A 26,141-nucleotide genomic window follows, 5' to 3' on the forward strand; every position below is an offset into this window, starting at 1 on the left:
CCTGGTTTTGCAGCTGGCTTGGCACCCGACTTAGCAGCAGCCTTGGTAGTTGGGGCCTGGGCAGACGCGTCAGCACCTGCGCCAGCATTCTTCTCTTCGTAGACCTTCTTCATCTTCCTGACGACGGGTGGTTCCACCGTCGAAGAAGCGGTCTTAACAAACTCGCCCTGAGCCTTCAGCTCGGCGAGTAGTTCTTTGCTGGTGACCCCGAGCTGCTTAGCGAGCTCATGGACACGTAGCTTTCCGGACACTGCTCTCCTCACTAGTGGGGGCCGAGCAGCGCCCGATGGCGGATTTGTCCGCGCACCGAGAGCGCCTGCAGGGCTCCCTCTTATCTGTTGCCGTTCATCGCTGATGCTTCATCGTGTGCTCATCAGTGTTCAGGTCTTTCTGTTGTCATTTTTCCTGCCTCCCTGCTTAGCGACACGCACATCGTCAGCGGGGGCGAAACCCTCCGCCGCTTCGTAGTGCGTGGCGATAAACTGTTTAACCGGAAACGCATCTACCTGCGTAGATACCTTCAGTGCGCGGCCAAATGCACGGCGCTTGTCGGCGATCTCCCAAGCCTTTAGTGTTGGGGTGATCCAGGCACCTCGCCCCTGCATCCGACGATGCGGATCAGCAACGACGGCTACTGAGCCATCTGAACGGGTGGTGGCGACAATGCGTAGCAGCTCCGAGCAATTGTGGCGCTGCTTAGTTGCAATACAGGTACGTGTGGGTGCAGGCGTATGAGTTGTCGAATTCGGGTTTAGCACCCGCGAAGTCGTCATACTCCTGACGCACCCACCTTCCTGCTAAGAAATTCAGCGCGAAAATTCGCATAGGAAAATCACGCCTTGTCGTTTGGCCACCTCCCAGCATAACCCGAAAAGGCGGAAAAGTGCCAACCCCCTAGGCACTTTCCCGCCACTTTCGCAACCGCTGGGACGCTGACGTTGTGTCTACTCCGCGTCGGAGTGGATATCGATTCGCCAGCCGGTCAGACGAGCCGCCAGACGGGCATTCTGTCCCTCCTTGCCGATAGCAAGAGAGAGCTGGTAGTCGGGCACCACAACGTGTGCACGGCGCTCGTCCATGTCCAGAATCTTGACACTAACTACCTTGGCGGGCGCCAGCGAGTTACCAACGAACTTCGCCGGATCCTCGTCGTAGTCGATGATGTCAATCTTCTCGCCCTTGAGCTCATTCATAATCGAGTTCACACGCTGACCGCGGGGCCCAATGCAGGCGCCCTTAGCGTTGAGGCCCTTGACCGTGGGGCGTACAGCAACCTTGGTGCGGTGACCGGCCTCGCGCGCAATGGAAATCAATTCCACTGCCCCATCGGCAACTTCCGGAACTTCAAGTTCGAAGAGCTTACGAATGAGCTCCGGATGCGTGCGTGACAGGTGAATCGCAACACCGCGCGGTGTCTTGTTCACACCGACGACGTAGCACTTGATGCGGTCACCGTGCTTGAGTTCCTCACCTGGCAGCTGCTCAGCCGGCATCAGAATACCGTCTCGGCCGTTGGCCTCCGAACCGATGTGGACGACGACAATGCCCTTTTCATTGGCATAGACATCGCGCTGGACCACGCCGGAAATGACCTGATTAGACAGGTCTGCGTATTCGTCGAGAACCTTATCGCTCTCCGCATCCCGCAGACGCGAAAGGATGGTCTGACGAACAGCGAATGCAGCGGTACGCTCGAAGTCCTCCGGAGTGTCGTCCCATTCGGAGATGAGATTGCCCTCGTCGTCTCGCTCCTGGGCAAAGACTATGACGTCACCGGTCTCACGGTCGATTTCGACGCGCGCATACTGTGCCGGTGCGGTGGTGTTACGGTAGCTTTCACGCAATGCTCGGGCGACCAGTCCCAGCATTTCGTCGACAGGAATACCCTTTTCCTTTTCCAAGGTTCGCAGGGCAGCTAGTTCAATCTTCACTTGTTATCCTCCAGCCTGGTCAAGGCATCGTCATAGTCTAGTCCCGCAAAATCCTTCTCGGCTGCGGGCGGATTAGAGAATTCAACTTGTACCACTGCACGGGCCACATTGGTTAATTGGACACGCTGGCCAACAGCCTTCAAACGTCCCTTTGGCCCCTTAGAGGTAACGAGAATGATGGATTCTTCATCCGGCGACAGCGCACCAATGCGGGCTGCAATCGCGGAACCGTCGGCAAGCGAAATCTCCGCAATACGACCACGGTTACGACGCCAGTGCCGAGGCTGGGTCAGCGGTGCGTCAATACCAGGAGTGGAAACTTCCAAGGTGTAGCCCTGAGCGCCGAAGTCCGCTTCACCACGTGCCTCCGCGGCATCCAGAGCCGAAGATACTTCATACGTGGCCTGTTCCAGAACATCGAGGTCAGGACGCTCATCTGCGTCAACTAACACAATGACCTGTGACTTTGCGCCGGCGCGAACGACCTTGACATCTTCCACATCCAGGCCGATTTGTGCGAGCGCCGGGCTCACAAACTGTTTAATTTTCTCGGGTGCGGGTATCGCCATAGTCGTAGAGTCTACAGGTCAAGTACTAGGAATTGCGCACCTGGGCGCTTTCCACATACCGCATTGACACAAAGTGCCGCCCGCCGTGGCACCATAGTGAGGTGATTGTTGAACCTCCCTCCCCCAGTTTTGCTTCCGCATCGCATCGCACTCGTACTCTCTCGCGCCGTGGCTTCCTCGCTGCTGCCCTCGCCGTGGGATCACTTCCTGCGCTTTCCGCGTGCTCGCATCTGGTGGCACCGCGCCCCGATTACGCCATTGAGGTTCTCCATGCGCTGGCGGCGCGCGATGCACAGTCGCTTAGCGACGCCAATCCTGACCTCGCAGCGGTGCGCTCCGCGCAGGTTACCGAACTGGATAAGGAAATCACACGCGCCTGCGGCACCCACAAGGACGGTAAACCTGTCGATGAATGTGGCTCGGACGTAGCAGTCCCAGGATCCCTGGTTACCGGTTCCGACGCGAAGCTACTGCTCACGGACTCGCGAAACAATCCCGTACTGACGAATGCCCTGGATTCACGCACTGCATTGCGGGAGGAGCACACTGCGCGCCTCGCCACGGCTGTCGATGGCGGTATCGTCCTCGCTCTGCGTGTTGCGGGCGCTGAGTGGGAGGAGCTTGTCCCATTGATTCCCAGTGACAGGGATGAAATCTCGGGTGCCGAAGAACAGATGACTAAGGCACTGCAAGCCGAATACATGATGATTTACGGTGTCGGCGTAGCCGCACCACGTGTCGGAGGCGATACCACTACTGCACTTTTGGCCCGTGGCGAGCGCCACCGAATTTTGCGCGATCGTGCCCGACTAATTTTGGAGGATTCCGACGTTGAGGTGCCGGAGAGCGCACCTGGCTATATGCCGGAAGGCGCTCCTTCGCCAGATACGGCACCCGTCGATTACATGATTGCATTGGAGCGCTATTGTGCCCAGGCGTGGGAAGACGTATTGCTCGCTGCTAATAACCCTCGGATGCGTATGTTCGCGCTGCAGGCAGCTGGCGTGGCTGCCGCCGGAGCGGCAGCGCTAGGTGGCAACAACTTGGAGCCGTTGCCGGGGCTTTAAGCCTTTGCCGCCTTAAGCCTTGCGAACCAGCTCCGCGACGTGAGCTGCAATGCCGTCAGCGGCGACCTCGTCGGTCTCGTTGGTCAGGCGGTTACGCAGCTCCACCTTGCCGTCCGCGTAGCCACGGCCAAAGATGACCACAAACGGCATACCCAGCAGCTCGGCGTCCTTGAACTTCACACCGGGGCTGACCTTCGGACGGTCGTCGAAAAGCACCTCAATGCCCTGCTGGCTGAGGTCTTCCGCCAGCTGTTCAGCGGCCTCAGCTGCTTCGGCGTTCTTGCCGGCCACAGCGATGTGAACCTTGTACGGTGCCGCGGCAACTGGCCACTTGAGGCCCTTTTCATCCAACTGCTGTTCCGCGAGGACAGCGACCAGGCGGGACACGCCAATGCCGTAGGACCCCATCGTCGGACGAGCACGCTTACCGTTGACATCGAGGATGTCGATTTCAAAGGCGTTGGTGTACTTGCGGCCCAACTGGAAAATGTGACCGATCTCGATTCCGCGCTCGATCTTTAGCGTGCCATGCCCCTCCGGAGCCGGGTCGCCGTCACGCACCTCTGCGACATCGCAAATACCATCAATCTGGAAGTCGCGACCAGCGACCACATCGACGATGTGCTTGCCTTCCTCGTTGGCTCCTGTAATCCAATTTGTGCCCTCCGCCACGCGGGGGTCAGCTAGGACCTTCACACCGCGATCGGCGAGCCCCTGCGGGCCGACGTAGCCCTTGATCAGGAAGTCATTGGCTGCGAAGTCCTTGTCCTCCAGCAAGCGCGCCTCACCCGGTTCAAATGCGACTTCAAGACGCTTTTCATCGACCTCACGGTCACCGGGAACCAGGATTGCGGTGAGCTGTTCCGGCAGGGCGTTGCCCTCCTTATCGACCTTCTTCGGGTCGACGGCGACGAGAACGCACTTCAAAGTATCGGCAGCAGTGACCTCGCGTCCGAGGTCCGCACCATTGGCCCAATCAACAAGTGCTGCGATTGTGGTGCAGTTCGGAGACTCGTAAACCTTCGCCTCCGGTTGTCCCTCAATCGGCTGCGGTTCAACTGCCGGAATCTTCACGGCTTCCACATTGGCGGCGTACTCACCGTCGGTGGAGACTACGAAGGAGTCTTCGCCACTTTCGCTAACAGCCAGGAACTCCTCGGAGGCCGAACCGCCCATAGCGCCGGAGGTGGCGTGGCAGATTTCGTACTTAATGCCCAGCCGGTCAAAAATTCGCTGGTAGGCACCGCGGTGCTGCTGATAAGAATTCTCCAGCCCCTCGTCGTCCATGTCGAAGGAATAAGAGTCCTTCATCACGAACTCGCGGCCACGCAGAATACCAGCGCGCGGGCGAGCCTCGTCGCGGTACTTGGTCTGAATCTGAAACAGCGTCGTCGGGAAATCCTTGTAGGAGCTGAAAAGATCCTTGACAGCCAGCGCGAACACCTCTTCGTGCGTCGGCCCCAGCAGGTAGTCCGCGCCCTTGCGATCCTTCAGACGGAACAGCTCGGGGCCGTATTCGGTCCACCGATTCGTCGCCTCGTACGGTTCACGCGGGAGCAGTGCAGGGAATGCCAGCTCCTGTGCGCCAATGCCTTCCATCTCCTCGCGCACAACCTTCTCTACGTTGCGCAGAACCTTCAAGCCCAGTGGCAGCCAGGAGTACACACCAGGGGCAGTTCGCCGGATGTAGCCGGCACGGACGAGCAGCTTGTGGCTAGGGACCTCGGCGTCAGCTGGATCCTCGCGCAGTGTGCGCAGGAACAGCTGGGACATTCGCGTAATCATGAATGCTGATTTTACCCGTCGATCATTCTTCGCAACATGCGGGGCATTACTATGGTGCCCATGCTCGTAGTCCTACCCCCCTCTGAAACCAAAGCCACTGGTGGCAGCCATCCCGCAGTAGACTTTTCCTCGCTGAGCTTCGGCTCCCTCAACCCCATCCGCGAGCGCATTGCAGCCGATCTCGTGGCGCTAAGTGCGAACAGGGAAGCCGCGATGGAAACACTGAAGCTGGGGCCACGGCTTGCTGACGAAGTCACAGCTAATGCCGCGCTCCTAGAGTCGCCGACCATGCCGGCTCTCGAGCGTTATACCGGGGTGCTCTACGACGCACTCTCCCCCAGCGATTTGCCGGAAACCGGCCGTGCTCGACTCGCCATCGGGTCAGCGCTCTTCGGTGTCATTGGCGGGGACGACCTCATCCCCCACTACCGTCTCTCTGGTACGGTCAAGCTCCCCTTCGCGGATCAGCCTGCCGACGCGGCTCCCACAATGAAGCGCCGTTGGGGTACCGCCATCACCGAGGCTCTCAATGATGTCGACTTCCTCATCGACCTTCGTTCCGGCACCTACGCCAATTTGGGCAAAGTCAAGAGCGCGACAACGATGACCGTGCTCACCGCCGAGGGCAAAATCGTCAGCCACTTCAACAAGCACTACAAGGGCCTATTTGCCCGCGCCATCGCCCTTTCCGACACGACACCGACCTCCCCCACAGAGGCCGTCGACATCGCACGCGCCGCAGGATACGACGTCTCGCTTGACGACGACACCCTCATCTTCCGCGTCCCGGAAAACTAAATGTCGTCGTTGTAGCGCTTTCGGCCTGCCACAATGGCGGCAATCAGAGCGATAATAGCGATGAAAATGCTGTCGTATCGCGATCCTTCTCCGCCGAGGAGAAGGAGTCGGAAGATGATCATGGTTCCGAGGTAGAACACCAGGAAGGTCGCAGCGCCCATCCAGATGGCGCTACGCAGCTGATCGTCGGCAAGCAGTCGGGTAACAAGCCCTGCCTTTTGCTGCTCTGGCTCACGCTTCCTCGACTTGTTGTTGCTCAACTTGTTGTTCTTACTCATCGCCCTCATCCAGACCGGCGACTTCACCGATGACGATAACCGCGGGCGGCTTGATTGCCTCTTCGACCATTTTCTCGCCAAGCTCGCCGAGTGTGCAGCGTAGCGACCTCTGATTCGGCAGCGTGCCGTCCTGGATGACCGCAGCCGGAGTCTTCGGGCTGCGGCCGGCCTTCATCAGAGCCTCGGCAATCTTTGGCCCGTTCTTAACTCCCATAATGATGGCAATAGTGCCGTGCATCCGGCCCAGCGCATCCCAATTGACCAGCGATTTCCTGTGCCCCGGTGGGACGTGACCGGACACAACAGTGAATTCATGGTTGACGCCACGCATAGTAACTGGGATGCCAATCGTCCCCGGTACCGCCAGTGCTGAAGTAATACCCGGCACAACGCGAACCGGTACCCCAGCCTTCTGCAGCTCCTGAAGCTCTTCAAAACCGCGGCCGAAGATGTACGGATCGCCACCCTTGAGCCGGACCACAAAGTAGCCCTCACGGGCACGATGAACTAGCAGTTCATTGATGCGCTCCTGAGCCATGGCGCGGCCGTAAGGAAGCTTGCCGGCATCAATAATCTCGACATCCGGCTCCAAGTCACCGAGCAGCGACAGTGGACCGAGGTGGTCTGCAACGACAACGTCGGCAAGCCGGAGCAAGCGACGCCCCTCAACGGTAATCAGACCGGGGTCGCCCGGGCCACCGCCTACGAGTGCGACCTGACCAGCGAGGTCCCCAGCGCGCGACGCGCGACGGCCGGTCAGCGCCACAGGAGTAAGCGGGCTGGAAGCCCCGGTTTCATCGTCGACGAGAATACCTCGGCGGTGTCCCTCTAGAGTCACCTCACGCAACAACGCCTCGTCACAGCAGACCATGAGAGCCTTGCCCCAGCTCATCGCCTCGGTAAAACCGGTGCGGGTCAAAGTAATACGGCCGTCTGCAGCCCAGGCCTCAATCGCAGTTGTTACTTCCCCACCTTCACACACAGTGACATCAGCGCCAGAGTCCAACAGCCGAGGAATCACGCGCTCTGCAGCCGTGGAACCGCCAATCACCAACACACCGTAGTCTTTGAGAAGCAAACTCATAGCTAACACTTTACCCGGCGCACGAAGCGACAAAGCGACTGACGTTCCCCGGCGCACCCGCCGGATGAACATGCAGGTAACCGGCATGAATCCGCCCAGACTCGGAAACGAAGCCGTCGCGAACTGTTTCGCCTTGATATCCACGCCAACCCCAGGCTGGTTGCCACCCGGCCGCAGCAGCGACACTTGCGGTGTCATCGGTTAGGGCTGTCTTGTGGAACTCGTGACCGCGCACGCGCGTTCCTACCGGGCACAGCACAGAATCAGTCAGCGCCACAGCCTCCCGGTACCCCAGCTTCAACCGTGCCATGTGCGCTCGCCCCGGGATGATGCCACACATACGGCGCCCACCGAGATCTTCAAGCAGCCAGAGCAGCCCCGCGCATTCGCCGTGGATCAGCGCACCATCGTCGGCAGCCTGACGTAGATCGCGGCGAATGTCATCACGAATAGATAGCGCGTCGGCATGCTCTTCTGGGAATCCACCGGGCACGATGTAGCCTTCGGCTTCCGGCAGTTCGTCAACCAATGGGTCGAAATCCACGACCTCGGCTCCAGCGGCCTGCAATAGCTCACGGTGCTCTGCATAGGTAAACGAGAACGCAGGACCCGCCGCGACCGCTACACGCACGCGGCGCTGAGTAGCCAGCGGTACAACGAACTGTGCGGGGTTCCATGGTTCAGCTGGATAGGGCTGCCGGGCAAGCTGGATAATCCGGTCTATGTCGATGTAGGTCTCCACCAAGTTGGCCATCGATTCAATGACCGCTTCTAGCTGCTCACCCTGCTCGACTGCAGTGACCAGCCCCAAATGCCTGCTGGGCACCTCAATATCAGTCACTCGCGGAATAGCGCCGAGCACCTCGACCCCCATGGTCTCCACAGAACGGGTAATGATGTCCGCATGCCGCGGGCTGCCCACCTGATTAATAATCACGCCACTGACACGGACGTCAGTGCGAAGCGTGGAGAAACCGTGGACAACAGCCGCCGCCGACTGCGACATATGCCGGGCATCAATCACCAACACCACCGGAAGTCCCAACAGTGAGGCAATCTCAGCCGTCGAGCCCTCCACCGATAGCGGGTCGTCACCAATGCGGCCGTCGAAAAGCCCCATAACCCCTTCGACCACCGCAATATCGCTGTCGGCAGCTCCATGTGCGTAGAGCGGCCCAATCATCTCAGGCGCGCACATAAAGGAATCCAGATTGCGGCCGGGACGACCAGCGGCTACCCCGTGATAGCCAGGATCAATATAGTCGGGTCCGACTTTGAAAGGTGCCACCGCGTGACGGCGCGACAGTGCACGCATCAGGCCCGTGGAGATTGTCGTCTTTCCCGTGCCTGATGCTGTCGCCGCGATGACAATTCCAGGCGCTACCACTCGATGCCCTTTTGTCCCTTACGTCCGACATCCATCGGGTGCTTAATCTTGGTCATCTCCGTCACCAGATCCGCGACCTCCACGAGCTTCGGATCCGCATCGCGGCCAGTCATCACCACATGCTGGCGGCCGGGACGGTTCCTCAATGTCTCCACCACATCGTCGACATCAATCCAACCCCACTTGATTGGGTAGGTGAACTCGTCGAGCACGTAGAAGTCGTGCACCTCATTTTCCAGGCGGCGTTTAATCTCCTGCCATCCCTCGGCAGCAGCTGCCGCATGGTCCTCCTCAGTGCCCTGCTTACGCGACCAAGACCAACCTTCTCCCATCTTGTGCCATTCGACCGGGCCGCCTTCCCCCGTGTCGTCGTGAAGCTCGCCCAACCGGCGCATGACAGCTTCCTCGCCAACCTTCCACTTTGCCGACTTTACAAACTGGAAGACACCGATATTCATCCCCTGATTCCACGCGCGCATCGCCATACCGAATGCCGCGGTGGACTTGCCCTTACCTGGGCCCGTATGCACCGCAGTAATCGGAATCATGCGACGCTGCCTGGTGGTCAGTCCATCGTTGGGAATTGATTTGGGGTCAAGCTTTCCTTGTGCCATGGTCTCGATGATAGGCATGGACCACGCCCGCCACGGCTTCGGCATTGAGTTCGGAGAGATTTATGCAGGTCGCACCCAATTCCACGCTGAGTTCCTGTGCCAGCCCCAGCCGCACGCGAGAGCGCTCACAGTCGATAACCACCGTCGCCGCCAACGCTTGACGACGGATCTTTGCGGCCACAGCCCTCGCCTGCTGCAGGCCATTTTTACCCGTTGCTCGGCCGTCGGAGAGCAAGACCATGATTGCGCGCCGTGTGGGCTCCCTATGGGCTTCCCGAACTACCACTTCGTGTGCCTTCAGCAATCCTTCGGCCAATGGAGTTCGGCCACCAGTGCGGACATCTGCGAGGCGACGTACTGCGGTGTCGATAGACTTCGTCGGCGGTAAAACTAATTCGGCGTTATTTCCGCGGAAAGTAATGACAGCGACTTTATCGCGGCTTTGGTAGGCATCACGCAGCAGCGATGTGACCGCGCCGGTGACGGCTGCCAGACGGTCGCGTGCTGCCATGGAACCCGAGGTGTCCACGACAAAGACGACCAGATTGGACTCAGTTCCCTGTCGGATAGCGCCGTGAACGTCCTCTGGTTCCAGAGGGATCATCGAGTCGCCCATCCGGGCGCCACGATTGGCCGCCGCCAACACTGTCGCCGGCACGTGGAGACCATGGCCTCCCCGCTCGGCACCAATGGTGCTGCCCCGCGGGCCAATGGCCTTGGAACGCCGGCCGGAATCCCCTTGGCCGACACCGTCAACGCTGATTTTACGAACGGCGAAAGGGGGCGCCTTCAGCGGCGCGACCTCCCTTCGATCCCGCGGAATTCGACTGTTGCGGCTCCTGAGGCTCGGAGTTGGAGTCGAACTGGGAGGGCTTCTCAGGTTTGACTTCGGGCTGGTCTGAGGTCTCCGAATCCGACTCTGGCTGATTCTGGTCATCTCGGAACTGCTCCTCTGCATCCTGCAGAGCATCGTCGAGCTGTTCCTGGTCCAGTCCTGGTTCATCAAAGGGGTCACGGCGACGACGGTGCGGCAGTGCCATTTCCGCAGCTACCTTAATGTCTTCCGCAGTGATCTCAATTGGATTGCCGGGTGCCGGCTGCGCCGACTCGTCCCCGGCTACTCGCCAGGCAGCGTGAGCGCGGGCGGTACGTGCAATGACGATGTCGGCACGCATCCCGTCCACATCAAAAGCAGCGCACACTGTGGCAATTTGACCAAGAATGTTGGGGGTCAATTCGACGTCGTCAAGCAGTGCGCGCGCGCGATCGATGCGAGCGTGTAGCGCATCGTCGTCGGCGGCGAACCGCGTGACAAAGCTCTCCGGGTCGGCGTCAAAGTCGAGGCGGCGGGCGACGATTTCCGCGCGGACAGCCGGATCCTTGGATGCGGTGACGTCGATGGCGAGCCCAAAGCGGTCGAGAAGCTGGGGACGCAATTCGCCCTCTTCCGGGTTCATCGTGCCGACCAACACGAACCTGGAGGTTGCGGAGTGCGAGATACCATCGCGTTCAACAACCACGCGACCGGTGGCTGCGGCATCGAGCACGGAGTCAACGAGATGATCCGGCAGCAGGTTAATCTCGTCGACATAGAGAATGCCACCGTCAGCCGCGCTGAGTAGTCCCGGATTGAACTGTGCGTGTCCGGTAGTCAGGACGGTCTCCACATCGATGGAGCCTACGACTCGATCTTCCGTAGCGCCGAGTGGCAGGTTTACCAACGATCCGCTGAGAAATGGCGCCAACGCGCGGACCGTAGTGGTCTTGGCTGTGCCCTTCTCACCGCGGATGACGACACCACCAATCTCCGGGGATAGCGCGGTCAGAATCAACGCAAGCTGTAGTCGCTGCTGCCCGACGATCGCAGTAAAAGGAAAAGTGGGCTCTGTTTGTGCAGTGGTCGCTGACGTGATTTTTTCCATAAGCACAGTTCTACCCCACTGCGAACGGATGGCTCACAGCGGGGTAGAACAATGTTGGCTTAATTGAACTCTTTGAAGCTCTTCAGCGAGTTACTAGCGCTCCAGCTTCAGGGTCTTCTGGGAAGCCTCCCAGACCTCCTTGAACAGAGCCGGGTCATCAGCCAGGTGCGTACCGTAGGACGGGACGAGCTCCTTCAGCTTCGGAGCCCACTTGCCCATGTGACGGCCGAAGCAGCGCTCAATCAGGCTAATCATCACAGCCGGAGCGATGGAAGCGCCCGGGGATGCACCCATCAGGCCGGCAATGGTGCCGTCCCACGAGTTGATGACCGCGGTACCGAACTCGAGGGTACCGAAGACCGGAGCCTTCATCGGCTTAATGACCTGGACGCGCTGACCAGCGACGATCAGCTCCCAGTCCTCTGGGCGAGCGTTCGGGACGTACTCACGCAGGGACTCAATACGTGCGTCGAAGTCCTTCAGAACCTCAGTAATCAGGTACTTGGTCAGCCCCATCTCCTGGACACCAACACCCATCATGGACGGCAGGTTGGCCGGACGCAGAGACTTAATCAGGTCCAGGTTGTTACCGTTCTTGAGGAACTTCATGTTCCAACCGGCGTACGGGCCAAAGAGCAGGCCGCGCTTGCCGTCGATAACACGGGTGTCCAGGTGCGGAACGGACATCGGCGGCGTGCCGACGGAAGCCTTACCGTAGACCTTGGCGTCATGCTTAGCAATGACTTCCTCGTTGGTGCAGCGCAGCCACTGGCCGGAGACCGGGAAGCCACCGAAACCACGAATCTCGTTAATACGAGCCTTCTGCAGCAGCGGCAGTGCGTCACCGCCGGCACCGACGAATACGAAGTTGGCAACCAGGGTGCGAACGTCCTTGGTGTGCAGGTTCTTCACGGTGACGATCCACTTGGAACCGTCGCGCTTCAGACCGGTGACCTCGTGTCCGTAGCGAATCTCAGTACCCATATCGGACAGTGCGGCCAGGTACTGCTTGGTCAGTGCACCGAAGTTAACGTCCGTACCATTCGGGTTACGAATAGCGGAGACCGGCTTGGAGAAGTCACGGCCCTCGGACATCAGCGGAAGGTACTCAGCGAAACGGTCCGGATCTTCAATGAGCTCCTGACCGTGGAACAGCGGCTCCTTCTCAAGTGCCTCATAGCGACGACGCATGAACGCCATCTGCTCCGGCCCCTGAGCGAAGGTGGTGTGATCAACTGGGTTGATGAATTCCTTCGGGTCAGTCAGGGTGCCGTTTTCAATCAGCGAGGTCCACAGCTGGCGGGAAACCTGGAACTGCTCATTAATGAGCTTAGCCTTGGTGACATCGACCTTGCCGTTCTTCTCCGGCGTGTAGTTCAGCTCGCACAGAGCAGAGTGGCCGGTACCAGCGTTGTTCCACGGGGAGGAAGACTCCTTGGCGGGCTGATCGAGACGCTCGAACAGAACCTGTGACCAGGATGGCTCGAGCTCCTTGAGCAGCACACCCAGCGTCGCACTCATTACACCTGCACCAATGAGGACGACGTCTACCTCGTCGCCACTGGAAGCAGGAAGCTTGTTATCAGCCATTTTGCTGTCAACATCCTTACTAACTTGATTAGTGATTCAAACTAGCGCTCGCTCACATGCGCGCACACAACTAAAGACGCAAAAGAGAGCTACCGTCTCAGTCCATAATCTATTGTGGCACACATTCCCACTACCCCCGGTAATCGGCGCTAGGCTTGACCCTGTGACTACCGATATTCCCGATTTCGTTACCCCCACCTTTAACCCCGATAACCTAGGCGAAGACTACAGCCAACATGTCATCGAACTCGGCCAGGACCCCGACGGTGAGGGATCCGTACACGCGGTATTGGTCCGCTACTGCCCCGACTCGTCGGCAAGCGACTTCCAAAAACGTCCGGCGGTTCTATGGATTCACGGGATGTCGGACTATTTCTTCCAGAAGCACGTAGCGGAACGGTACCACGCCGAAGGCTACGCCTTTTACGCTATTGACCTGCGTAAGTGCGGGCGCGCGCACCAACCTGGGCAGACTTGGCATGGCTGCAGCGATCTGACGAATTACTTCGAGGATCTCAACAGGGCACTCGCAGTGTTAGACCACGCCGGTCATACAACTGTCACTGTTAATGCGCACTCCACTGGTGGTCTCATTGCCGTGCTCTGGCTCGATTGGTTACGAAGCACAGGCGGCCATTGCCCGCAAGCACCCAATATTTCCGTCACGGCTGCCGTCTTGAACTCACCGTGGCTGGCTCTGCACGTTTCCCGGGCAAAGGCTCCCGTGTACTCGCTGGTGACTCGTGTTATGTCGCGGATTCGCCCCAACAGTCTTATTCCAGTGCAGTCTGCGGGCGGCTATGGAAAATCCATTAGCGCCGACCACCAGGGGCGTTGGGAGTACAACCGCACTTTCAAGCCGCTGGCTGGCCATGACAAGAACTGGCGTTGGCTCAATGCCATCATCGTCGGCCAGCAACGTGTCAGCCGCGGTATCGATACCGGCGTGCCGACGCTCGTCCTCCACTCGGACAACTACCTTCTCGGCTCCGACTACACACCGGAGCACAGCCGCGTTGACTCTGTCCTCAACACTGAGCAAATTGCCGATGCCACTGCCCACTTGGGACCGCAGGCTCGCAACGTCGCGATTCCGGGTGCTCTCCATGACGTCTACCTTTCCGCACCCGAAGCACTTGACCGCGCTTTTAATGAGACCTTTCAGTTCCTTGCCACAGTCAATCCAGGAGACAGCTCAAAATAGGAGCACAGAATAGGAACTCGGAATAAATCAGCATTCAGTACGGTTGAACCAAACTAGTTTGACCAGAATGCTAGGAGTGCTTGTGACCACTGAGAATTCGCCTGAGACTACCCCACGCCACTACGACGTCATCATTATCGGAACCGGGTCCGGCAATTCCATTCCAGCCCCAGCCTACGACAATGTCCGTATCGCTCTGGTGGAGGAAGGACGCTTCGGCGGTACTTGCCTCAACGTTGGGTGTATTCCCACCAAGATGTTCGTTCTGGCCGCTGATGCCGCCCGCAACATCCGCGAGGCCAGCCGCCTGGGTGTGCACGGCACCTTCGACTCCGTTGATCTCAAGCAAATCCAGGATCGCGTTTTTGCCCAGCGCGTCGACCAGATTGCCGACGGCGGCGAGGCATACCGCCGCGGGGACGAGACTCCCAATATCGATGTCTACGACCGGCACGCAACGTTCGTCGGCCGCCGCACTATTCGCACTGGCATCGGCGAGGAAACCGTCGACATCACAGCCGACAACATCATCATCGCTGCAGGCTCCCGCCCTCACGTTCCGGGCCTCATCGCAGACTCCGGGGTCGATTACTACACCAACGAGAACATCATGCGCGTCGACAAGCTCCCGCGCGAAATGATCGTCGTCGGCGGCGGCTACATCGCTAGCGAGTTCGCGCACGTCTTCGCCTCCTTCGGTACGAAGGTGCACATGCTGGTGCGCTCCGATGTCATGCTGCGTGGCTCAGACGCCGCTATCTCCGAGCGCTTCCACGAGGTTGCCGCCCGCGACATTGACATCCGCATGAACACCTCCATCACTGAACTCTCCCAGGAGGGCGAGATCGTCACGGCCACGCTTGACGACGGCACGGAGATCGCAGCCGATGCCCTGCTCGTGGCAACCGGACGCATTCCCAACGGTGACCGTATGGACCTTGCAGCCGGTGGTGTGGAGATGCACGACGATGGTCGCATCAAGGTTGACCAGAACGGCCGCACCTCTGCCGAAGGTGTGTGGGCGCTGGGCGATGTCTCTAGCCCGTACCAGCTGAAGCATATTGCCAACCATGAGGCCAAGGTTGTCTTCCACAACGTGCTGAACCCGTCGGACCTGCGCGAATTTGACCACCGCTACATTCCGTCGGCAGTCTTCTCACATCCGCAGATTGGTCAGGTCGGTATGACCGAGGATGAAGCTCGCGCCTGGGCTGCGGAAAATGGCACGGAGATTACCGTGAAGGTACAGAACTACGGCGATGTCGCCTACGGCTGGGCGCTGGAGGATCGCGACGGCTTCGCTAAACTGATTGCGGACCGCTCCACCGGCCGCCTGCTGGGTGCGCATTTCATCGGCGAGCAGGCTGCCACCCTAGTGCAGCAGTGCATCCAGATGATGAGCTTCGAAATGGATGTGCGCGAAGTTGTCAAGGGCCAGCACTGGATCCACCCAGCACTGCCAGAGCTGATTGAAAACGCAATCCTGGGCCTGGAGTTCGATAACTAGCCCAGCTGTTCAATACCTGTGGCCTGGGCCAATGCGGGCCCAGCCAGGTACTTCTCGACTGCATTGGCCAACAGGTCGACCTGCAGCAGCCGTTCTCCGGCAAACGAAGTATTAGGACTGACCTCAAAGCCGTCCCGACCGACGGCAACTGCAACTTCCATCAGCAACTCACGGCGCGCCTGATCATTTTCCAGGTAGCCGTGGCGGTGCGTGCCCATCACCATGCCACGCCGCGCCCCTTCTTCAGGCTCAGTGATAAAAGGCGCCTCGCTGCTTCGCACAACCTGTCCATTGTGGACTTCGTAAGAGCCATCCGGGTGGCTCACCAGCGTCTTCGTCCCCGCGAATTCAATGTCGGTATCGAACACGCCAAGCCCGTTCACTGTCCCGGCTACCGACTCCACCGAGTCAGTGATGGTGGTGCAGAGCATTTGGAACCCACCGCAGATGCCAATCAGCGGCAGCCCTCGGGCGGCTCGGTTCTCCAGTACGTCGTCAAGCCCACGCTCGCGCAACCACTTGAGATCGGCGACCGTCGACTTCGTCCCGGGCAACACGACCAGGTCGGCGCGAGCAACGACCGACGGATCGACCGTCCACTGCACGTGTACCCCTGGTTCACAGGCAAGCGCTTCGATATCGGTGGCGTTGGACACGCGCGGCAAGCGAATGGCGGCCACGGACAACGTTTCCGTACCCAGCGGTGCGTTCGCCGGCCCTACCGACGCACCAGCGACTGTGCCGAGCGAATCCTCCGCATCGATCCACAGCCCCGGAATAAAAGACACTACGCCGAGTACGGGCACGCCGGTGTGCTCGCGCACCACGTCCAATCCCGGTGTCAACAGCGAAACATCGCCCCGGAACTTGTTGACGATAAAACCGGTAATCCGCGCGCGGTCTTCGGGGCTCAAAATTGCATGCGTGCCGACGAAATGTGCAAGCACCCCACCGCGGTCGATGTCGCCGGCGACCACAACCGGCAAATCAGCGAGCTCTGCCAAGCCCATGTTGGCGATGTCTGACTCTCGCAGATTGACCTCGGCAGGACTACCAGCGCCTTCGCACAAGACGACATCGAACTGCCCCCGCAGCTCTTCCAATGTCTCCGCGACTACCCCGCGCAACGCTTTTCGACGCGACCGGTACGTCAGAGCGCTCACATGCCCATCGGCTTTGCCCTTCACCACCACCTGACTAGTGTGGTCCGAGCCCGGCTTGAGAAGCACCGGGTTAAAGGAGACATCCGGCTCCAGCCCACAGGCGAGCGCCTGCAGAGCCTGCGCGCGCCCAATCTCGCCGCCGTCAAGCGTGACAGCGCAGTTGTTGGACATGTTCTGTGCTTTGAAGGGTGCGACCTTCACGCCGCGGCGCGCGAGCAGCCGACACATGCCGGCGACCAGAACCGACTTACCGGCATCTGAGGTGCAGCCGGCAATCAGAGCTGCAGGGGCCTGCACGGGTTAGGCCTCGGGCTTCCAACCAGTTTGGAACTGACCTGGCACGTTCTGCTCATCCGGCAGAGTGAGGATTTCATAGCCGTCGGAGGTCACCAGCACCGTGTGCTCGAACTGGGCGGTGAACTTGAAGTCATCATTCTGCACAGTCCAGCCATTATCCCAGATGTGGTACGGCAGCTCACCAAGGTTAATCATCGGCTCAACAGTCAAGGTCATGCCCGGCTCGAAAATGGTGTCCTGGCTCGGCTCATCGTAGTGGAGAACGATTAAACCATTGTGGAACGTGGTACCGACACCGTGACCGGTGAAGTCCCGAACGGTGTTGTATCCAAAACGCTTAGCGTAAGACTCGATTACGCGGCCGATGACATTAATCTCACGGCCCGGCTTGATGACCTTAATGCCGCGCATGGTGGCGTTGTAAGTGCGCTCCACTAGCTGGAGGTGCTCCTCCGAGACATTGCCCGCGAGGAAAGTCGCGTTGGTGTCACCGTGGACGCCGTTCTTGTATCCGGTGACGTCGACATTGACGATATCGCCGTCTTCAATAACCTGAGTGTCCGGAATACCGTGGCAGACAATCTCATTGAGAGACACACAGCACGACTTCTCGAAACCGCGGTACCCCAGCGTGGACGGGTAGGTGTCGTGATCCAACAGGTACTCGTGCACCACCCGGTCAATCTCATCCGTGGTCACGCCCGGAGTTACGGCCTTGCCGGCCTCCACCAACGCGTTGGCAGCAATGCGAGAGACCTCTCGCATATTTTCAATATCTTCCGGAGTCTGTACCAGCGGCTCGCCGACGCCTTCCTGAACCTCGTCCTTCCAGGCGTACTCCGGCCGTTCAATATGTGCCGGAACAGTGCGAATTGGCGTGGACTTTTGCTGAGTAAGTGGAGAACGCTGAGTCATGGAACATACTCTACCCCTACCCCCGGATTAGCCTTTCGGCCTGTGCCGGTTTCGAAGCCAGAAATGCTCTAGCCCTCGTCTCCTGAACCTTCATCCATATTGGCGAAGAAGGCATCGGTAATCGCCACCGCATGTTCGGATCCACCACCACCGACGATGAGCGTGGCGAAGGCCAAGTCATCTCGATAGCCAGTGAACCAAGCGTGCGAGCCGCCTCCATACTCGGCCTCACCGGTCTTGGCGTAGACCTCACCGCGTCCGGCAATGGCCGAACCGGTACCGGAGGTCACCACCGCCCGCATGAGTGAGCGAATCTCATTCAAAACCTCAGGTGGAAGTGGCTTCGATGTCTGCGACTGCCACGTTCCCGCGCTTGGCACGAGTGACGGCGTCGGAGTGCGCCCGGCCGCCACCGTCGCGGAAACCAGTGCCATGCCAAACGGGCTGGCCAAGTCATTGCCCTGTCCATAGCCCGCATCGATACGCTCGACTTCATCACTGCCATCAGACACGCTGCCGGTAATAGTGTCGAGGCCCGCGATGTGATAGTTGATGCCGATGCCGAAGTTCTTGGACTCCTCCTTGAACTGCCCTGGCTCCAACTTGTGAGAGATGTTGCCAAACGTGGTGTTACAAGACCGCGCGAACGCATCGCTCAGCGAGGTATTCCCGACACCACTTCCGTTGTAGTTGGTGACAATACGCGGCCCGATCTCCATCGAACCTGGGCACGGCACAGTCGATCCCGCATTTAGCCCCTCGTGCTGCACACCTGCGGCGGCAGTAACAATCTTGTACGTCGATCCCGGCGGGAACTGTCCCATCAGCGCAAGGTCGCCGTCCTTATCTGCTTCCGCTGTCTGTGCTACCGCCAGAATCTTGCCCGTAGACGGCTGCACAGCCACCAGCATTGCCTTAGCATCTTGCCGCGTATCGACGGCCTTTTGCGCTGCGTCCTGCACCTTTTTACTAATCGATGCCTGCACCGCCGGGGCTACATCCGGAGACACCTCATAGAGCGTGCCGACGACTGCTCCGCCCTCGTTGGCCGCCACGATATTCCAGCCATCGGCACCGTGATCACCAGTGTCCACTAGCCTTTCCACACGGCTCATCAAATCAGGCGCAAACCCCGGGTCGGGTCGCACCATCGCTGCTTCATCGTTAACAGAAATTCCGTCAATGTCCGCGAGCTCATCCTTGACTCGCTGCGGCGTGGATGCCGGCAGCACAATCAGTGAAAAGTTACCCTTCCCACCAGCTGCCTGCTCCCCTATAGCGCGCGCGTCAAGCTTCGGACCATCTTCCGGCATTTCATTATTGATGACCGTCGCCGCCCGGTTAATCGACGACTGCACATTCTCCGCCCCATCACGATTGAGAATTACCCGGTGCACAGTCCCCGGCTCAAGCAAGGCCGCACCGTCCGAACCAACCACAGACGGACGTGGAGCTGCGATAGTGCGCAATTCTGGGTGCTGATTACGCCCCAGCTGTGGATGCAGGGATGCTGGCGACCAGCGCAACGCCCAATCCCGTTGCCCAGCCTCAGTCTTGGTCAGCGTGAAAGTGGTGTCATATCCCCAGCGTCGCTGATGCGGCAGCTGCCAATTCATGGTGACTTCGGCCGAGGACTGATTCGAGCTGGTATCGATACCCTCGATTTCATAGTCAAGCCCCTCCGGCTGAAGGCCGTCGGTGGCCGCATTCAGATCCCCCTCAGCGGAATCCGGATGATCGGTCAGCGCCGCCGCCTTAGCGACATCCCCTCCCGCCAGCGCCCCAAGGAATTCCTCAAGCACCTCGCGCCCGGTGTCAGGCCGCGGCGTACACGCGGCGGATGACAACACCAGACCCGTGATTGCCACAGCCGAGATACTGCGAAGCAGGGGCTTGCGGCGCGAAGTTTGTTCCATGTGGGCTGACGTTAGCACCGCTTTGCTTTACGACGACGCTGGCGCGCCGCAACCTGCTATCAGCGGTTCAGCACAATTGGATTGACCACGTCAGCAGCCATAACCAGAACGCCGAAGACCAGCAAAACTGCGGTAAAGGCCATAGTAATTGGCATGAGTTTGGTGTAATCGGCAGGCCCAAGCGCAGGCTTACCGAACGCCTTGCGAATCAGGTCGCGGATGCGCTCATAAATAACAACGGCGATGTGGCCACCGTCGAGTGGCGGCAACGGCACGAGGTTGAACACGGCCAGGAAATAATTGAGGTTAGCCAGCAACAGAAAGAATGAAGGCCACTGGTTCATCTCCACCAATTCACCACCGGCACGCGACGCGCCGACGACACTCATTGGGCTGGCCGGGTCACGCTGAGCACCAAAGATAGAGGCGACCACGCCGGGAACCTTCTCCGGAATGGAGAGCAGCCCGTTCCAAACCGCCCCGAAAAGGCTGCCTGTGAAGCTGGCCGCACCGCCGATGGCAGTCACTGCGTTGTACTCGTGAAGGATGGTCTCTGGTCGCTGGAAGGCGATACCAATTGCTGGCTGGTCGATGTCCTGCCCGTCGTTAGTCTTGCGTTTGACGACTTCCGGGGTGACCGTGACCGTCTGGGTGCTGCCATTGCGGTCGATGGTCATTTTGATGTCGCCACCTGCAGAGCTACCGATGAGAGACACAGCCTCGGGGTAGGACGTGATCTTGGTGCCATTGATCTTCTCAATCACATCTCCGGCACGTAGCCCTGCGCGCTCTGCAGGACCGGAACCAGTGCAGGGCTCCAGCGTGCCGTCGGCACGCTGTGCCGGCGAGACGCACTGCACCGCCTGAATGCGTGGCGCCATTTCCTTACCCATGTTGGGCAAACCCCACGTCACGGCAATGAAGTAAAGAATGATGAATCCAACGATGAGGTTCATTGCCACCCCACCGAGCATCACGATAATGCGCTGCCACCACGGCTTCTTGTACATGGCGTAGGGTTCTTCGGCAGGAGCGATGGGATCCATTGCCGTCATGCCTGCGATGTCGCAGAATCCGCCAAAGGGAATTGCCTTTACTCCATACTCGGTGTCATGCCCACCTGCCGCAGCGTGATGCCGCTTGAAGGAAAACAGCGTTGGGCCGAAACCAATGAAGTACCGACGCACTTGCATTCCACACAGTCGAGCTGCGGTGAGATGGCCCCATTCGTGAAGGGCGATTGTCACCGCGATGCCGATTGCGAAGAGTAAAACTCCAAGAAGAAATGTCACGAGTGCTCACCCTACCCCCACTTTGGGCAAACGAGCACACCGGCGGAGAGTTTCCGGCCGGGCGAAGTCCCAATTTCAGCAAGTTCTAAGGTATCCTTACACCCGATACTCAAGATTGTCTGAAAATGCGCTCAGTCGCTTTCAGCAAAATCGCAGATAGACTGAAGTGCATATAGAGTGCAATTCGCCGAAAGTGTTTACAGGAGGACTTTCAAGTGAGCAACCACGAGCCAAAGGAAGAGATTTACCGCGGCGTCAGCACCCTCGACGAGCCGTCGGCGAAGTGGGGCTGGCACGGCATTAGCAAGAGCGCTATGCAGAAGGCCGGCTGGATTTCCGTGATTTTCCTGCTGGGTATGACCATTGGTAACCACAAGGGCAACGTCGAGAACTGGTGGCTGGTCGCCATCGCCGCCCTGATTGCTATTGGCCTGCTGCTGCAGTTGTTCGCCCCGCAGGGTTCTCAGGTCCGCACCGTTACCGGTCACAACAAGCCGGAAGGCCACATTGAGCCGGAGTGGGCACGTGACCAGGTTAACGGCACTGGTGTCTACGCTAACCTGACCGACTCTCAGCTGCGCTCCTGGAACCGCCTGCCGGAAGGACAGAACCAGTAGAGTTAGCCACTTTTGCAGAAAGTCTGGCCTAACAGCTCTATAGCGACAGCTCTATAGCGCTACAGCGCACAAAAAGATCCGCACCGAATTCGGTGCGGATTTTTGCTATTCAGCGACTAAACTTCTTCAGCCGCCAGCTGACCACACGCTGCCGCAATCTCGTTGCCACGGGTATCGCGGACCGTGCACGGTACCCCCTGGGCCTGTACGCGGCGGACGAACTCCTCCTGCTGCTTCTTCGGGGAGGCGTCCCACATCGAACCCGGAGTTGGGTTGAGCGGGATTAGGTTGACGTGGACACGTGAGCCCAGAGCATTGTGGAGCTTCTTACCCAACAGGTCTGCACGCCAATCCTGGTCGTTAATATCGCGAATCAAAGCGTACTCAATAGATACGCGACGGCCTGTCTTGTCTGCGTAGTAGCGAGCTGCATCGAGTACCTCGGCCACTGTAAAGCGATTGTTGATCGGTACCAGCTCGTCGCGAAGCTCGTCATCCGGAGTATGCAGAGACACCGCGAGAGTTACTGACAGGTACTCGTCGGCAAGCCGTCGGATATTCGGCGCGAAACCAACCGTAGAGACGGTGACATTGCGCATCGAGATGCCAAATCCCTCCGGCGAGGGCCGCGTGATGCGATGGACGGCGGCGAGAACACGATTGTAGTTCGCGAGCGGCTCGCCCATGCCCATGAATACGATGTTGGTCAGACGACCGCCCTCAGCTGCCATAGTGGCAGCGGCCTCACGCACCTGGTCGACAATCTCCGCGGTGGAGAGATTACGCTGCAGACCGCCTTGCCCCGTCGCGCAGAATGGGCATGCCATACCGCAACCGGCCTGTGAGGAAATACAGAGGGTCGCACGCCCCGGGTACTTCATCAGCACGGATTCCAGCAGCGTACCGTCACCTGCACGCCACAGAGTCTTACGAGTCTCGCCGTCATCACAGGTGATGTGGCGAACGGGAGTCAACAGAGGTGGGAAGAGACTGTCCTTGACCTTTTGACGATCTGCTTCTGGCAGGTCAGTCATCGTCATAGGGTCAGCCTCAAGCCGACCGTAATAGTGCCGGGCAATCTGATCGGCACGGAAGGCCGGCAGGCCCAGTTCCTTGACCGCAGCCTTCCGTTCCTCAACATCGAGGTCCGCAAAATGGGTCGCGGGCATGCCGCGACGTGGAGCTTTAAGAACGATTGGAAGTGAAGATGCCATGATGACACCCATTTTCGCATGTAATGACGGTTTTGGCCTAATGAGTGACTCGGCAGCCGCAACTAAGTGAACCTTTATAAGTGGTACATACCTGCCAAAACGTGTTGAATGATAGGTATGACTAACGCTAATCAGCCGAATAACGACAGTCCGCTTTTCGACGACGTTCCGTCGTACTCCCCAAATGATTCCGTGGCTCCTGCACCTGAGCAGGACAACCTTCCAGAGCCAGTCGTTGACGCGCCGACAGAGAAGGACTCCGCACCGGAGCCAGCGCCCGCCCCTGGCCAGCGTAAGGTGCAAAAGACCACTGCGGGCTCTATGTGGATTGGCCTGGTCATCAGTGCAGTTTTGCTGATCGTACTGCTGGTGTTCATTCTGCAGAATCAGCAGGAGACCGCACTAAACCTGTTCGGCTGGACCTGGAACTTCCCAGTCGGCGTCGGAATGCTGTTCGCTGCCATCCTCGGCGCCCTCATCACCGCACTCATCGGTGGCTGGCGAATGTTTGATCTGCGCCGCCAGATTCGTAAGGGCGGCAACTAAAGGCCGATTGAACCAGCCGAATTAAACTAGGCTGAATAGCTGCAATATCAGCCACGTCATCGCGGCTGATGGCAGCATGCCATCCAGGCGGTCCATCAGACCGCCGTGGCCCGGCAAAATCGAGGACATATCTTTAATCCCCAGATCTCGTTTGAACTGGGACTCCATCAGGTCACCAAGCGTAGCCGAGATAACCAGGGCGATGCCCAGCACGATGCCCTGCCACCACGGCGCGTGCAACATAAAGATCGCACAGAGCGCTCCAGTAATGGTGGCGAGTACAAGAGAGCCGCCGAACCCTTCCCAGGATTTTTTAGGGCTTACCTTTGGGGCCATCGGATGCTTTCCGAACATTACACCAGCGGCATAGCCTCCGACGTCATTTGAAATAACCCCAATCATGAAGGTCACAATGACCAGACGCGGATCAACTCCCCAGGGATTGTCCATGCGTACCAGCTGCACTGCTAGCGCGGCAAAGAACGGAATCCACATCATCACGAAAACACCGACTGCGACATCCCGCAGCCAGTTCCGTGGTGCTTCGGCCATCCCGTGTAAGAACAGACGAACGACCAGCAAGAGCATCAGAGTCGCGGCCAGGCCCATGACCAAACCGTCAATCCCCCAGTAGGCAGACAACCACACCATCAGCTGTCCGCCGAGAATCAATACCGGGCGAGGGACCTGCCAATCGGACTCACGGAGCCGCTCGCAGACCTCCCAGGTTGCGAGACCAACCGCCGCGGCGACCAGAACGGTCCAGGCGAGCGCCCCCAGTAGCAAGCCGATGATGACGACTGCACCAAGTGCTACGCCCACCGTGATTGCAACCGGCAGGTTCCGACCTGCTGAGTTGCGTGGCTTAATGAGCCGTAGTTCGTCTAGAACACGTTCCTTATTGGACGCTGGCTTCGACGTTGGCATTGGCGCCTCAAATCCCCTCTCCCGGTTGAATATGAAGGCCTAAACCTCCATCAATTCCGCTTCCTTGCGTTCAACCAAGGAGTCCACCTGCTCGACGTAGTTCTTGGTGACCTGGTCCAGCTCCTTTTCGCCTGCCTGCACCTCGTCCTCGCCAGCATCGCCGTCCTTCTGAATCTTCTTCAGAGTTTCCATGCCCTTACGACGGACATTGCGAATCGCGATCTTGGCGTCTTCGCCCTTCGAACGTGCGACCTTAACCATCTCACGACGACGCTCCTCGGTCAGCTGCGGGATAGTTACGCGCAGGACCTGGCCATCATTAGTCGGGTTCACACCCAGGTCGGAGTTGCGAATCGCGTTTTCGATGTCGCCCATGACGCTCAGCTCATACGGCTTAATCAGCAGCATGCGCGGCTCTGGAACCGAAATGGTAGCCATCTGGGTAATCGGAGTCGGAACACCGTAGTACTCCGCAATAACGCCGTTGAACATCGCCGGGTTCGCACGGCCAGTGCGAATGTGGGTCAGCTCCTCGCGGCAGTGTTCTACGGAGCTACCGTACTTTTCTTCACAGTCAAGCAGGACTTCATCAATCATTGTGTTTTTAACCTCGGGTTTCTACGCGGGTTCTAGATAGTTCTAGAGCGCTCTGTGGAAAGAACGTATTACGAACAAATTTATCAGCTGTGGACGAGAGTACCGATTTGCTCACCGGCTACCGCGCGCGCAATGTTTCCGTCGGTAAGCAGATTAAACACGAGAATCGGCATGTTGTTGTCCATGCACAGGGAGAAAGCGGTGGCATCCGCAACGCGCAGGTCGCGTTCCAGAACCTCACGGTGGGTGATGTCGTCGAACAGCTCTGCGTCCGGCACCTCACGTGGGTCGGCCGTGTAGACACCGTCAACGGCCTTGGCCATCAGCAGTACCTCGCAGCCGATCTCCAGGGCGCGCTGGGCGGCGGTGGTGTCGGTGGAGAAGTACGGCATACCCATACCTGCACCAAAGATGACCACGCGGCCCTTCTCCAGGTGGCGCTTAGCACGCAACGGCAGGTACGGCTCCGAGACCTGTGCCATGTTGATTGCAGTTTGAACGCGGCAGTCCACGCCCTCCTGCTCGAGGAAGTCCTGCAGAGCCAGGCAGTTCATGACCGTGCCCAGCATGCCCATGTAGTCAGAGCGTGCGCGGTCCATGCCGCGCTGCTGAAGCTGTGCGCCACGGAAGAAGTTACCTCCGCCAATGACGACACAGACCTCGACGCCCTTTCGGGAAACTTCCGCAATCTGTCGGGCAACGTTTTGCACCACGTCCGGGTCAACGCCAACCTTGCCGCCACCGAACATCTCACCACCGAGCTTGAGCATCACACGTTTGAAGCCATTGCGCTCGACAGATTCTGCCATGACCATGCACCTTTCTCACACCGTTTAAAAAGTCGCAGACGAGTCTACCCGGTCACGACAGCAAGGCACACTTGACGCTCCGCATTGTCTGCAACATGGCAGCAAAATGCCC

The 26,141-nt window shown here is 59.0% G+C and carries 26 protein-coding genes; 6 read left to right on the forward strand and 20 right to left on the reverse strand.

Going from position 1 to position 26,141, the window contains the following annotated elements:
• From HMPREF3130_RS02965 to rimP, 4 genes are all read right to left on the reverse strand, one after another.
• Positions 1 to 251 (reverse strand): translation initiation factor IF-2 N-terminal domain-containing protein (locus HMPREF3130_RS02965; protein WP_141737772.1); only part of this gene is annotated, 251 nt, incomplete at its 3' end.
• 129 nt (positions 252 to 380) lie between these two features.
• Positions 381 to 773, reverse strand: coding sequence for a YlxR family protein (locus HMPREF3130_RS02970; RefSeq protein ID WP_016422585.1), 393 nt, complete (start codon positions 771 to 773; stop codon positions 381 to 383).
• Between the two features lie 171 nt (positions 774 to 944).
• On the reverse strand, positions 945 to 1,931 hold the full coding sequence (gene nusA / locus HMPREF3130_RS02975; RefSeq protein WP_016422584.1) for a transcription termination factor NusA: 987 nt from the start codon (positions 1,929 to 1,931) through the stop codon (positions 945 to 947).
• The gene (rimP, locus tag HMPREF3130_RS02980) at positions 1,928 to 2,500 is read right to left on the reverse strand and encodes a ribosome maturation factor RimP (protein ID WP_070429296.1); all 573 of its coding nucleotides are present in this window, start codon (positions 2,498 to 2,500) and stop codon (positions 1,928 to 1,930) included. Before rimP ends, nusA begins: the two co-directional genes overlap by 4 nt.
• A gap of 101 nt (positions 2,501 to 2,601) precedes the next feature.
• Between rimP and HMPREF3130_RS02985 the strand changes: the two genes are divergently transcribed.
• Complete coding sequence (locus tag HMPREF3130_RS02985) at positions 2,602 to 3,567, forward strand: DUF4439 domain-containing protein (RefSeq protein ID WP_049189652.1); 966 nt, start codon at positions 2,602 to 2,604, stop codon at positions 3,565 to 3,567.
• A gap of 12 nt (positions 3,568 to 3,579) precedes the next feature.
• On the opposite strand, the gene HMPREF3130_RS02990 is transcribed toward HMPREF3130_RS02985, so the two are convergent.
• Positions 3,580 to 5,352, reverse strand: coding sequence for a proline--tRNA ligase (locus tag HMPREF3130_RS02990; protein ID WP_070429297.1), 1,773 nt, complete (start codon positions 5,350 to 5,352; stop codon positions 3,580 to 3,582).
• Positions 5,353 to 5,412: 60 nt separating this feature from the next.
• Here HMPREF3130_RS02990 and HMPREF3130_RS02995 point away from each other — a divergent pair, with 60 nt between their 5' ends.
• The gene (locus HMPREF3130_RS02995; RefSeq protein ID WP_042389272.1) at positions 5,413 to 6,150 is read left to right on the forward strand and encodes a YaaA family protein; all 738 of its coding nucleotides are present in this window, start codon (positions 5,413 to 5,415) and stop codon (positions 6,148 to 6,150) included.
• Here the strand turns inward: HMPREF3130_RS02995 and HMPREF3130_RS03000 are convergent.
• From HMPREF3130_RS03000 to mqo, 7 genes are all read right to left on the reverse strand, one after another.
• On the reverse strand, positions 6,147 to 6,428 hold the full coding sequence (locus tag HMPREF3130_RS03000; protein WP_016422579.1) for a hypothetical protein: 282 nt from the start codon (positions 6,426 to 6,428) through the stop codon (positions 6,147 to 6,149). The two genes, HMPREF3130_RS02995 and HMPREF3130_RS03000, sit on opposite strands and share 4 nt — an antisense overlap.
• Positions 6,421 to 7,512, reverse strand: a complete 1,092-nt coding sequence (gene cobA / locus HMPREF3130_RS03005) for a uroporphyrinogen-III C-methyltransferase (protein ID WP_049170808.1) — start codon at positions 7,510 to 7,512, stop codon at positions 6,421 to 6,423. Before cobA ends, HMPREF3130_RS03000 begins: the two co-directional genes overlap by 8 nt.
• Before the next feature lie 10 nt (positions 7,513 to 7,522).
• Positions 7,523 to 8,899 (reverse strand): cobyrinic acid a,c-diamide synthase CobB, encoded by a 1,377-nt coding sequence (locus HMPREF3130_RS03010; protein ID WP_049170806.1) that lies wholly within the window; start codon positions 8,897 to 8,899, stop codon positions 7,523 to 7,525.
• A complete protein-coding gene (gene cobO, locus HMPREF3130_RS03015; protein WP_042389270.1) occupies positions 8,893 to 9,513 on the reverse strand; it encodes a cob(I)yrinic acid a,c-diamide adenosyltransferase in 621 nt (206 codons plus the stop codon). Before cobO ends, HMPREF3130_RS03010 begins: the two co-directional genes overlap by 7 nt.
• Positions 9,494 to 10,171 carry a vWA domain-containing protein gene (locus HMPREF3130_RS11405; RefSeq protein WP_016422575.1) on the reverse strand — a complete coding sequence of 226 codons (678 nt, stop codon included), beginning with the start codon at positions 10,169 to 10,171 and terminating at the stop codon, positions 9,494 to 9,496. Before HMPREF3130_RS11405 ends, cobO begins: the two co-directional genes overlap by 20 nt.
• A gap of 106 nt (positions 10,172 to 10,277) precedes the next feature.
• Positions 10,278 to 11,435, reverse strand: a complete 1,158-nt coding sequence (locus tag HMPREF3130_RS11410) for a magnesium chelatase ATPase subunit I (protein ID WP_070429298.1) — start codon at positions 11,433 to 11,435, stop codon at positions 10,278 to 10,280.
• A 93-nt stretch (positions 11,436 to 11,528) separates the two neighbouring features.
• Complete coding sequence (mqo, locus tag HMPREF3130_RS03030) at positions 11,529 to 13,025, reverse strand: malate dehydrogenase (quinone) (RefSeq protein ID WP_049170803.1); 1,497 nt, start codon at positions 13,023 to 13,025, stop codon at positions 11,529 to 11,531.
• A gap of 163 nt (positions 13,026 to 13,188) precedes the next feature.
• Between mqo and HMPREF3130_RS03035 the strand changes: the two genes are divergently transcribed.
• Both HMPREF3130_RS03035 and mtr read left to right on the forward strand, forming a co-directional pair.
• Complete coding sequence (locus tag HMPREF3130_RS03035) at positions 13,189 to 14,229, forward strand: alpha/beta hydrolase (RefSeq protein WP_016422572.1); 1,041 nt, start codon at positions 13,189 to 13,191, stop codon at positions 14,227 to 14,229.
• 67 nt (positions 14,230 to 14,296) lie between these two features.
• The gene (gene mtr, locus HMPREF3130_RS03040; RefSeq protein WP_070429299.1) at positions 14,297 to 15,736 is read left to right on the forward strand and encodes a mycothione reductase; all 1,440 of its coding nucleotides are present in this window, start codon (positions 14,297 to 14,299) and stop codon (positions 15,734 to 15,736) included.
• Here mtr and HMPREF3130_RS03045 read toward each other — a convergent pair.
• The 4 genes from HMPREF3130_RS03045 to HMPREF3130_RS03060 form a co-directional block, all read right to left on the reverse strand.
• The gene (locus tag HMPREF3130_RS03045; RefSeq protein ID WP_069358763.1) at positions 15,733 to 17,196 is read right to left on the reverse strand and encodes a cobyric acid synthase; all 1,464 of its coding nucleotides are present in this window, start codon (positions 17,194 to 17,196) and stop codon (positions 15,733 to 15,735) included. The two genes, mtr and HMPREF3130_RS03045, sit on opposite strands and share 4 nt — an antisense overlap.
• 3 nt (positions 17,197 to 17,199) lie before the next feature.
• Complete coding sequence (map, locus tag HMPREF3130_RS03050; protein ID WP_049189666.1) at positions 17,200 to 18,111, reverse strand: type I methionyl aminopeptidase; 912 nt, start codon at positions 18,109 to 18,111, stop codon at positions 17,200 to 17,202.
• Between the two features lie 68 nt (positions 18,112 to 18,179).
• The gene (locus HMPREF3130_RS03055) at positions 18,180 to 20,027 is read right to left on the reverse strand and encodes a penicillin-binding transpeptidase domain-containing protein (protein ID WP_049189667.1); all 1,848 of its coding nucleotides are present in this window, start codon (positions 20,025 to 20,027) and stop codon (positions 18,180 to 18,182) included.
• 59 nt (positions 20,028 to 20,086) lie between these two features.
• On the reverse strand, positions 20,087 to 21,319 hold the full coding sequence (locus tag HMPREF3130_RS03060; protein ID WP_070429300.1) for a M50 family metallopeptidase: 1,233 nt from the start codon (positions 21,317 to 21,319) through the stop codon (positions 20,087 to 20,089).
• A gap of 215 nt (positions 21,320 to 21,534) precedes the next feature.
• Here HMPREF3130_RS03060 and HMPREF3130_RS03065 point away from each other — a divergent pair, with 215 nt between their 5' ends.
• A complete protein-coding gene (locus tag HMPREF3130_RS03065; RefSeq protein WP_038628682.1) occupies positions 21,535 to 21,936 on the forward strand; it encodes a DUF2631 domain-containing protein in 402 nt (133 codons plus the stop codon).
• 116 nt (positions 21,937 to 22,052) lie between these two features.
• Here the strand turns inward: HMPREF3130_RS03065 and rlmN are convergent, their stop codons facing one another.
• Positions 22,053 to 23,150: a dual-specificity RNA methyltransferase RlmN gene (gene rlmN / locus HMPREF3130_RS03070; RefSeq protein ID WP_049170933.1), complete on the reverse strand. Its 1,098-nt coding sequence runs from the start codon at positions 23,148 to 23,150 to the stop codon at positions 22,053 to 22,055.
• Between the two features lie 117 nt (positions 23,151 to 23,267).
• On the opposite strand from rlmN, the gene HMPREF3130_RS03075 reads away from it, so the two are divergent.
• The gene (locus HMPREF3130_RS03075) at positions 23,268 to 23,696 is read left to right on the forward strand and encodes a lipopolysaccharide assembly protein LapA domain-containing protein (protein ID WP_070429301.1); all 429 of its coding nucleotides are present in this window, start codon (positions 23,268 to 23,270) and stop codon (positions 23,694 to 23,696) included.
• 21 nt (positions 23,697 to 23,717) lie between these two features.
• Here the strand turns inward: HMPREF3130_RS03075 and HMPREF3130_RS03080 are convergent, their stop codons facing one another.
• From HMPREF3130_RS03080 to pyrH, 3 genes are all read right to left on the reverse strand, one after another.
• A complete protein-coding gene (locus HMPREF3130_RS03080) occupies positions 23,718 to 24,623 on the reverse strand; it encodes a phosphatidate cytidylyltransferase (RefSeq protein WP_048735546.1) in 906 nt (301 codons plus the stop codon).
• A gap of 39 nt (positions 24,624 to 24,662) precedes the next feature.
• Positions 24,663 to 25,220: a ribosome recycling factor gene (frr, locus tag HMPREF3130_RS03085; protein WP_038628675.1), complete on the reverse strand. Its 558-nt coding sequence runs from the start codon at positions 25,218 to 25,220 to the stop codon at positions 24,663 to 24,665.
• Positions 25,221 to 25,303: 83 nt separating this feature from the next.
• Positions 25,304 to 26,029: a UMP kinase gene (gene pyrH, locus HMPREF3130_RS03090; RefSeq protein WP_070429358.1), complete on the reverse strand. Its 726-nt coding sequence runs from the start codon at positions 26,027 to 26,029 to the stop codon at positions 25,304 to 25,306.
• Positions 26,030 to 26,141 lie beyond the last annotated feature (112 nt).

Origin of the sequence: Corynebacterium sp. HMSC14B06 (assembly GCF_001807075.1) — a bacterium.
In the GTDB taxonomy this organism is placed as follows: domain Bacteria; phylum Actinomycetota; class Actinomycetes; order Mycobacteriales; family Mycobacteriaceae; genus Corynebacterium; species Corynebacterium jeikeium_D.

Bases quoted from the DNA above. Each gene is read 5' to 3' on its own strand.
- cobA (WP_049170808.1), bottom strand. From the start codon at position 7,512: ATGAGTTTGCTTCTCAAAGACTACGGTGTGTTGGTGATTGGCGGTTCC.
- HMPREF3130_RS03000 (WP_016422579.1), bottom strand. From the start codon at position 6,428: ATGAGTAAGAACAACAAGTTGAGCAACAACAAGTCGAGGAAGCGTGAG.
- pyrH (WP_070429358.1), bottom strand. From the start codon at position 26,029: ATGGCAGAATCTGTCGAGCGCAATGGCTTCAAACGTGTGATGCTCAAG.
- HMPREF3130_RS02995 (WP_042389272.1), top strand. From the start codon at position 5,413: ATGCTCGTAGTCCTACCCCCCTCTGAAACCAAAGCCACTGGTGGCAGC.
- mqo (WP_049170803.1), bottom strand. From the start codon at position 13,025: ATGGCTGATAACAAGCTTCCTGCTTCCAGTGGCGACGAGGTAGACGTC.
- frr (WP_038628675.1), bottom strand. From the start codon at position 25,220: ATGATTGATGAAGTCCTGCTTGACTGTGAAGAAAAGTACGGTAGCTCC.
- HMPREF3130_RS03055 (WP_049189667.1), bottom strand. From the start codon at position 20,027: ATGGAACAAACTTCGCGCCGCAAGCCCCTGCTTCGCAGTATCTCGGCT.
- HMPREF3130_RS03080 (WP_048735546.1), bottom strand. From the start codon at position 24,623: ATGCCAACGTCGAAGCCAGCGTCCAATAAGGAACGTGTTCTAGACGAA.
- HMPREF3130_RS02970 (WP_016422585.1), bottom strand. From the start codon at position 773: ATGACGACTTCGCGGGTGCTAAACCCGAATTCGACAACTCATACGCCT.
- HMPREF3130_RS02990 (WP_070429297.1), bottom strand. From the start codon at position 5,352: ATGATTACGCGAATGTCCCAGCTGTTCCTGCGCACACTGCGCGAGGAT.
- mtr (WP_070429299.1), top strand. From the start codon at position 14,297: ATGCTAGGAGTGCTTGTGACCACTGAGAATTCGCCTGAGACTACCCCA.
- rimP (WP_070429296.1), bottom strand. From the start codon at position 2,500: ATGGCGATACCCGCACCCGAGAAAATTAAACAGTTTGTGAGCCCGGCG.
- cobO (WP_042389270.1), bottom strand. From the start codon at position 9,513: ATGGCACAAGGAAAGCTTGACCCCAAATCAATTCCCAACGATGGACTG.
- HMPREF3130_RS03075 (WP_070429301.1), top strand. From the start codon at position 23,268: ATGACTAACGCTAATCAGCCGAATAACGACAGTCCGCTTTTCGACGAC.
- map (WP_049189666.1), bottom strand. From the start codon at position 18,111: ATGACTCAGCGTTCTCCACTTACTCAGCAAAAGTCCACGCCAATTCGC.
- HMPREF3130_RS11410 (WP_070429298.1), bottom strand. From the start codon at position 11,435: ATGGAAAAAATCACGTCAGCGACCACTGCACAAACAGAGCCCACTTTT.
- rlmN (WP_049170933.1), bottom strand. From the start codon at position 23,150: ATGGCATCTTCACTTCCAATCGTTCTTAAAGCTCCACGTCGCGGCATG.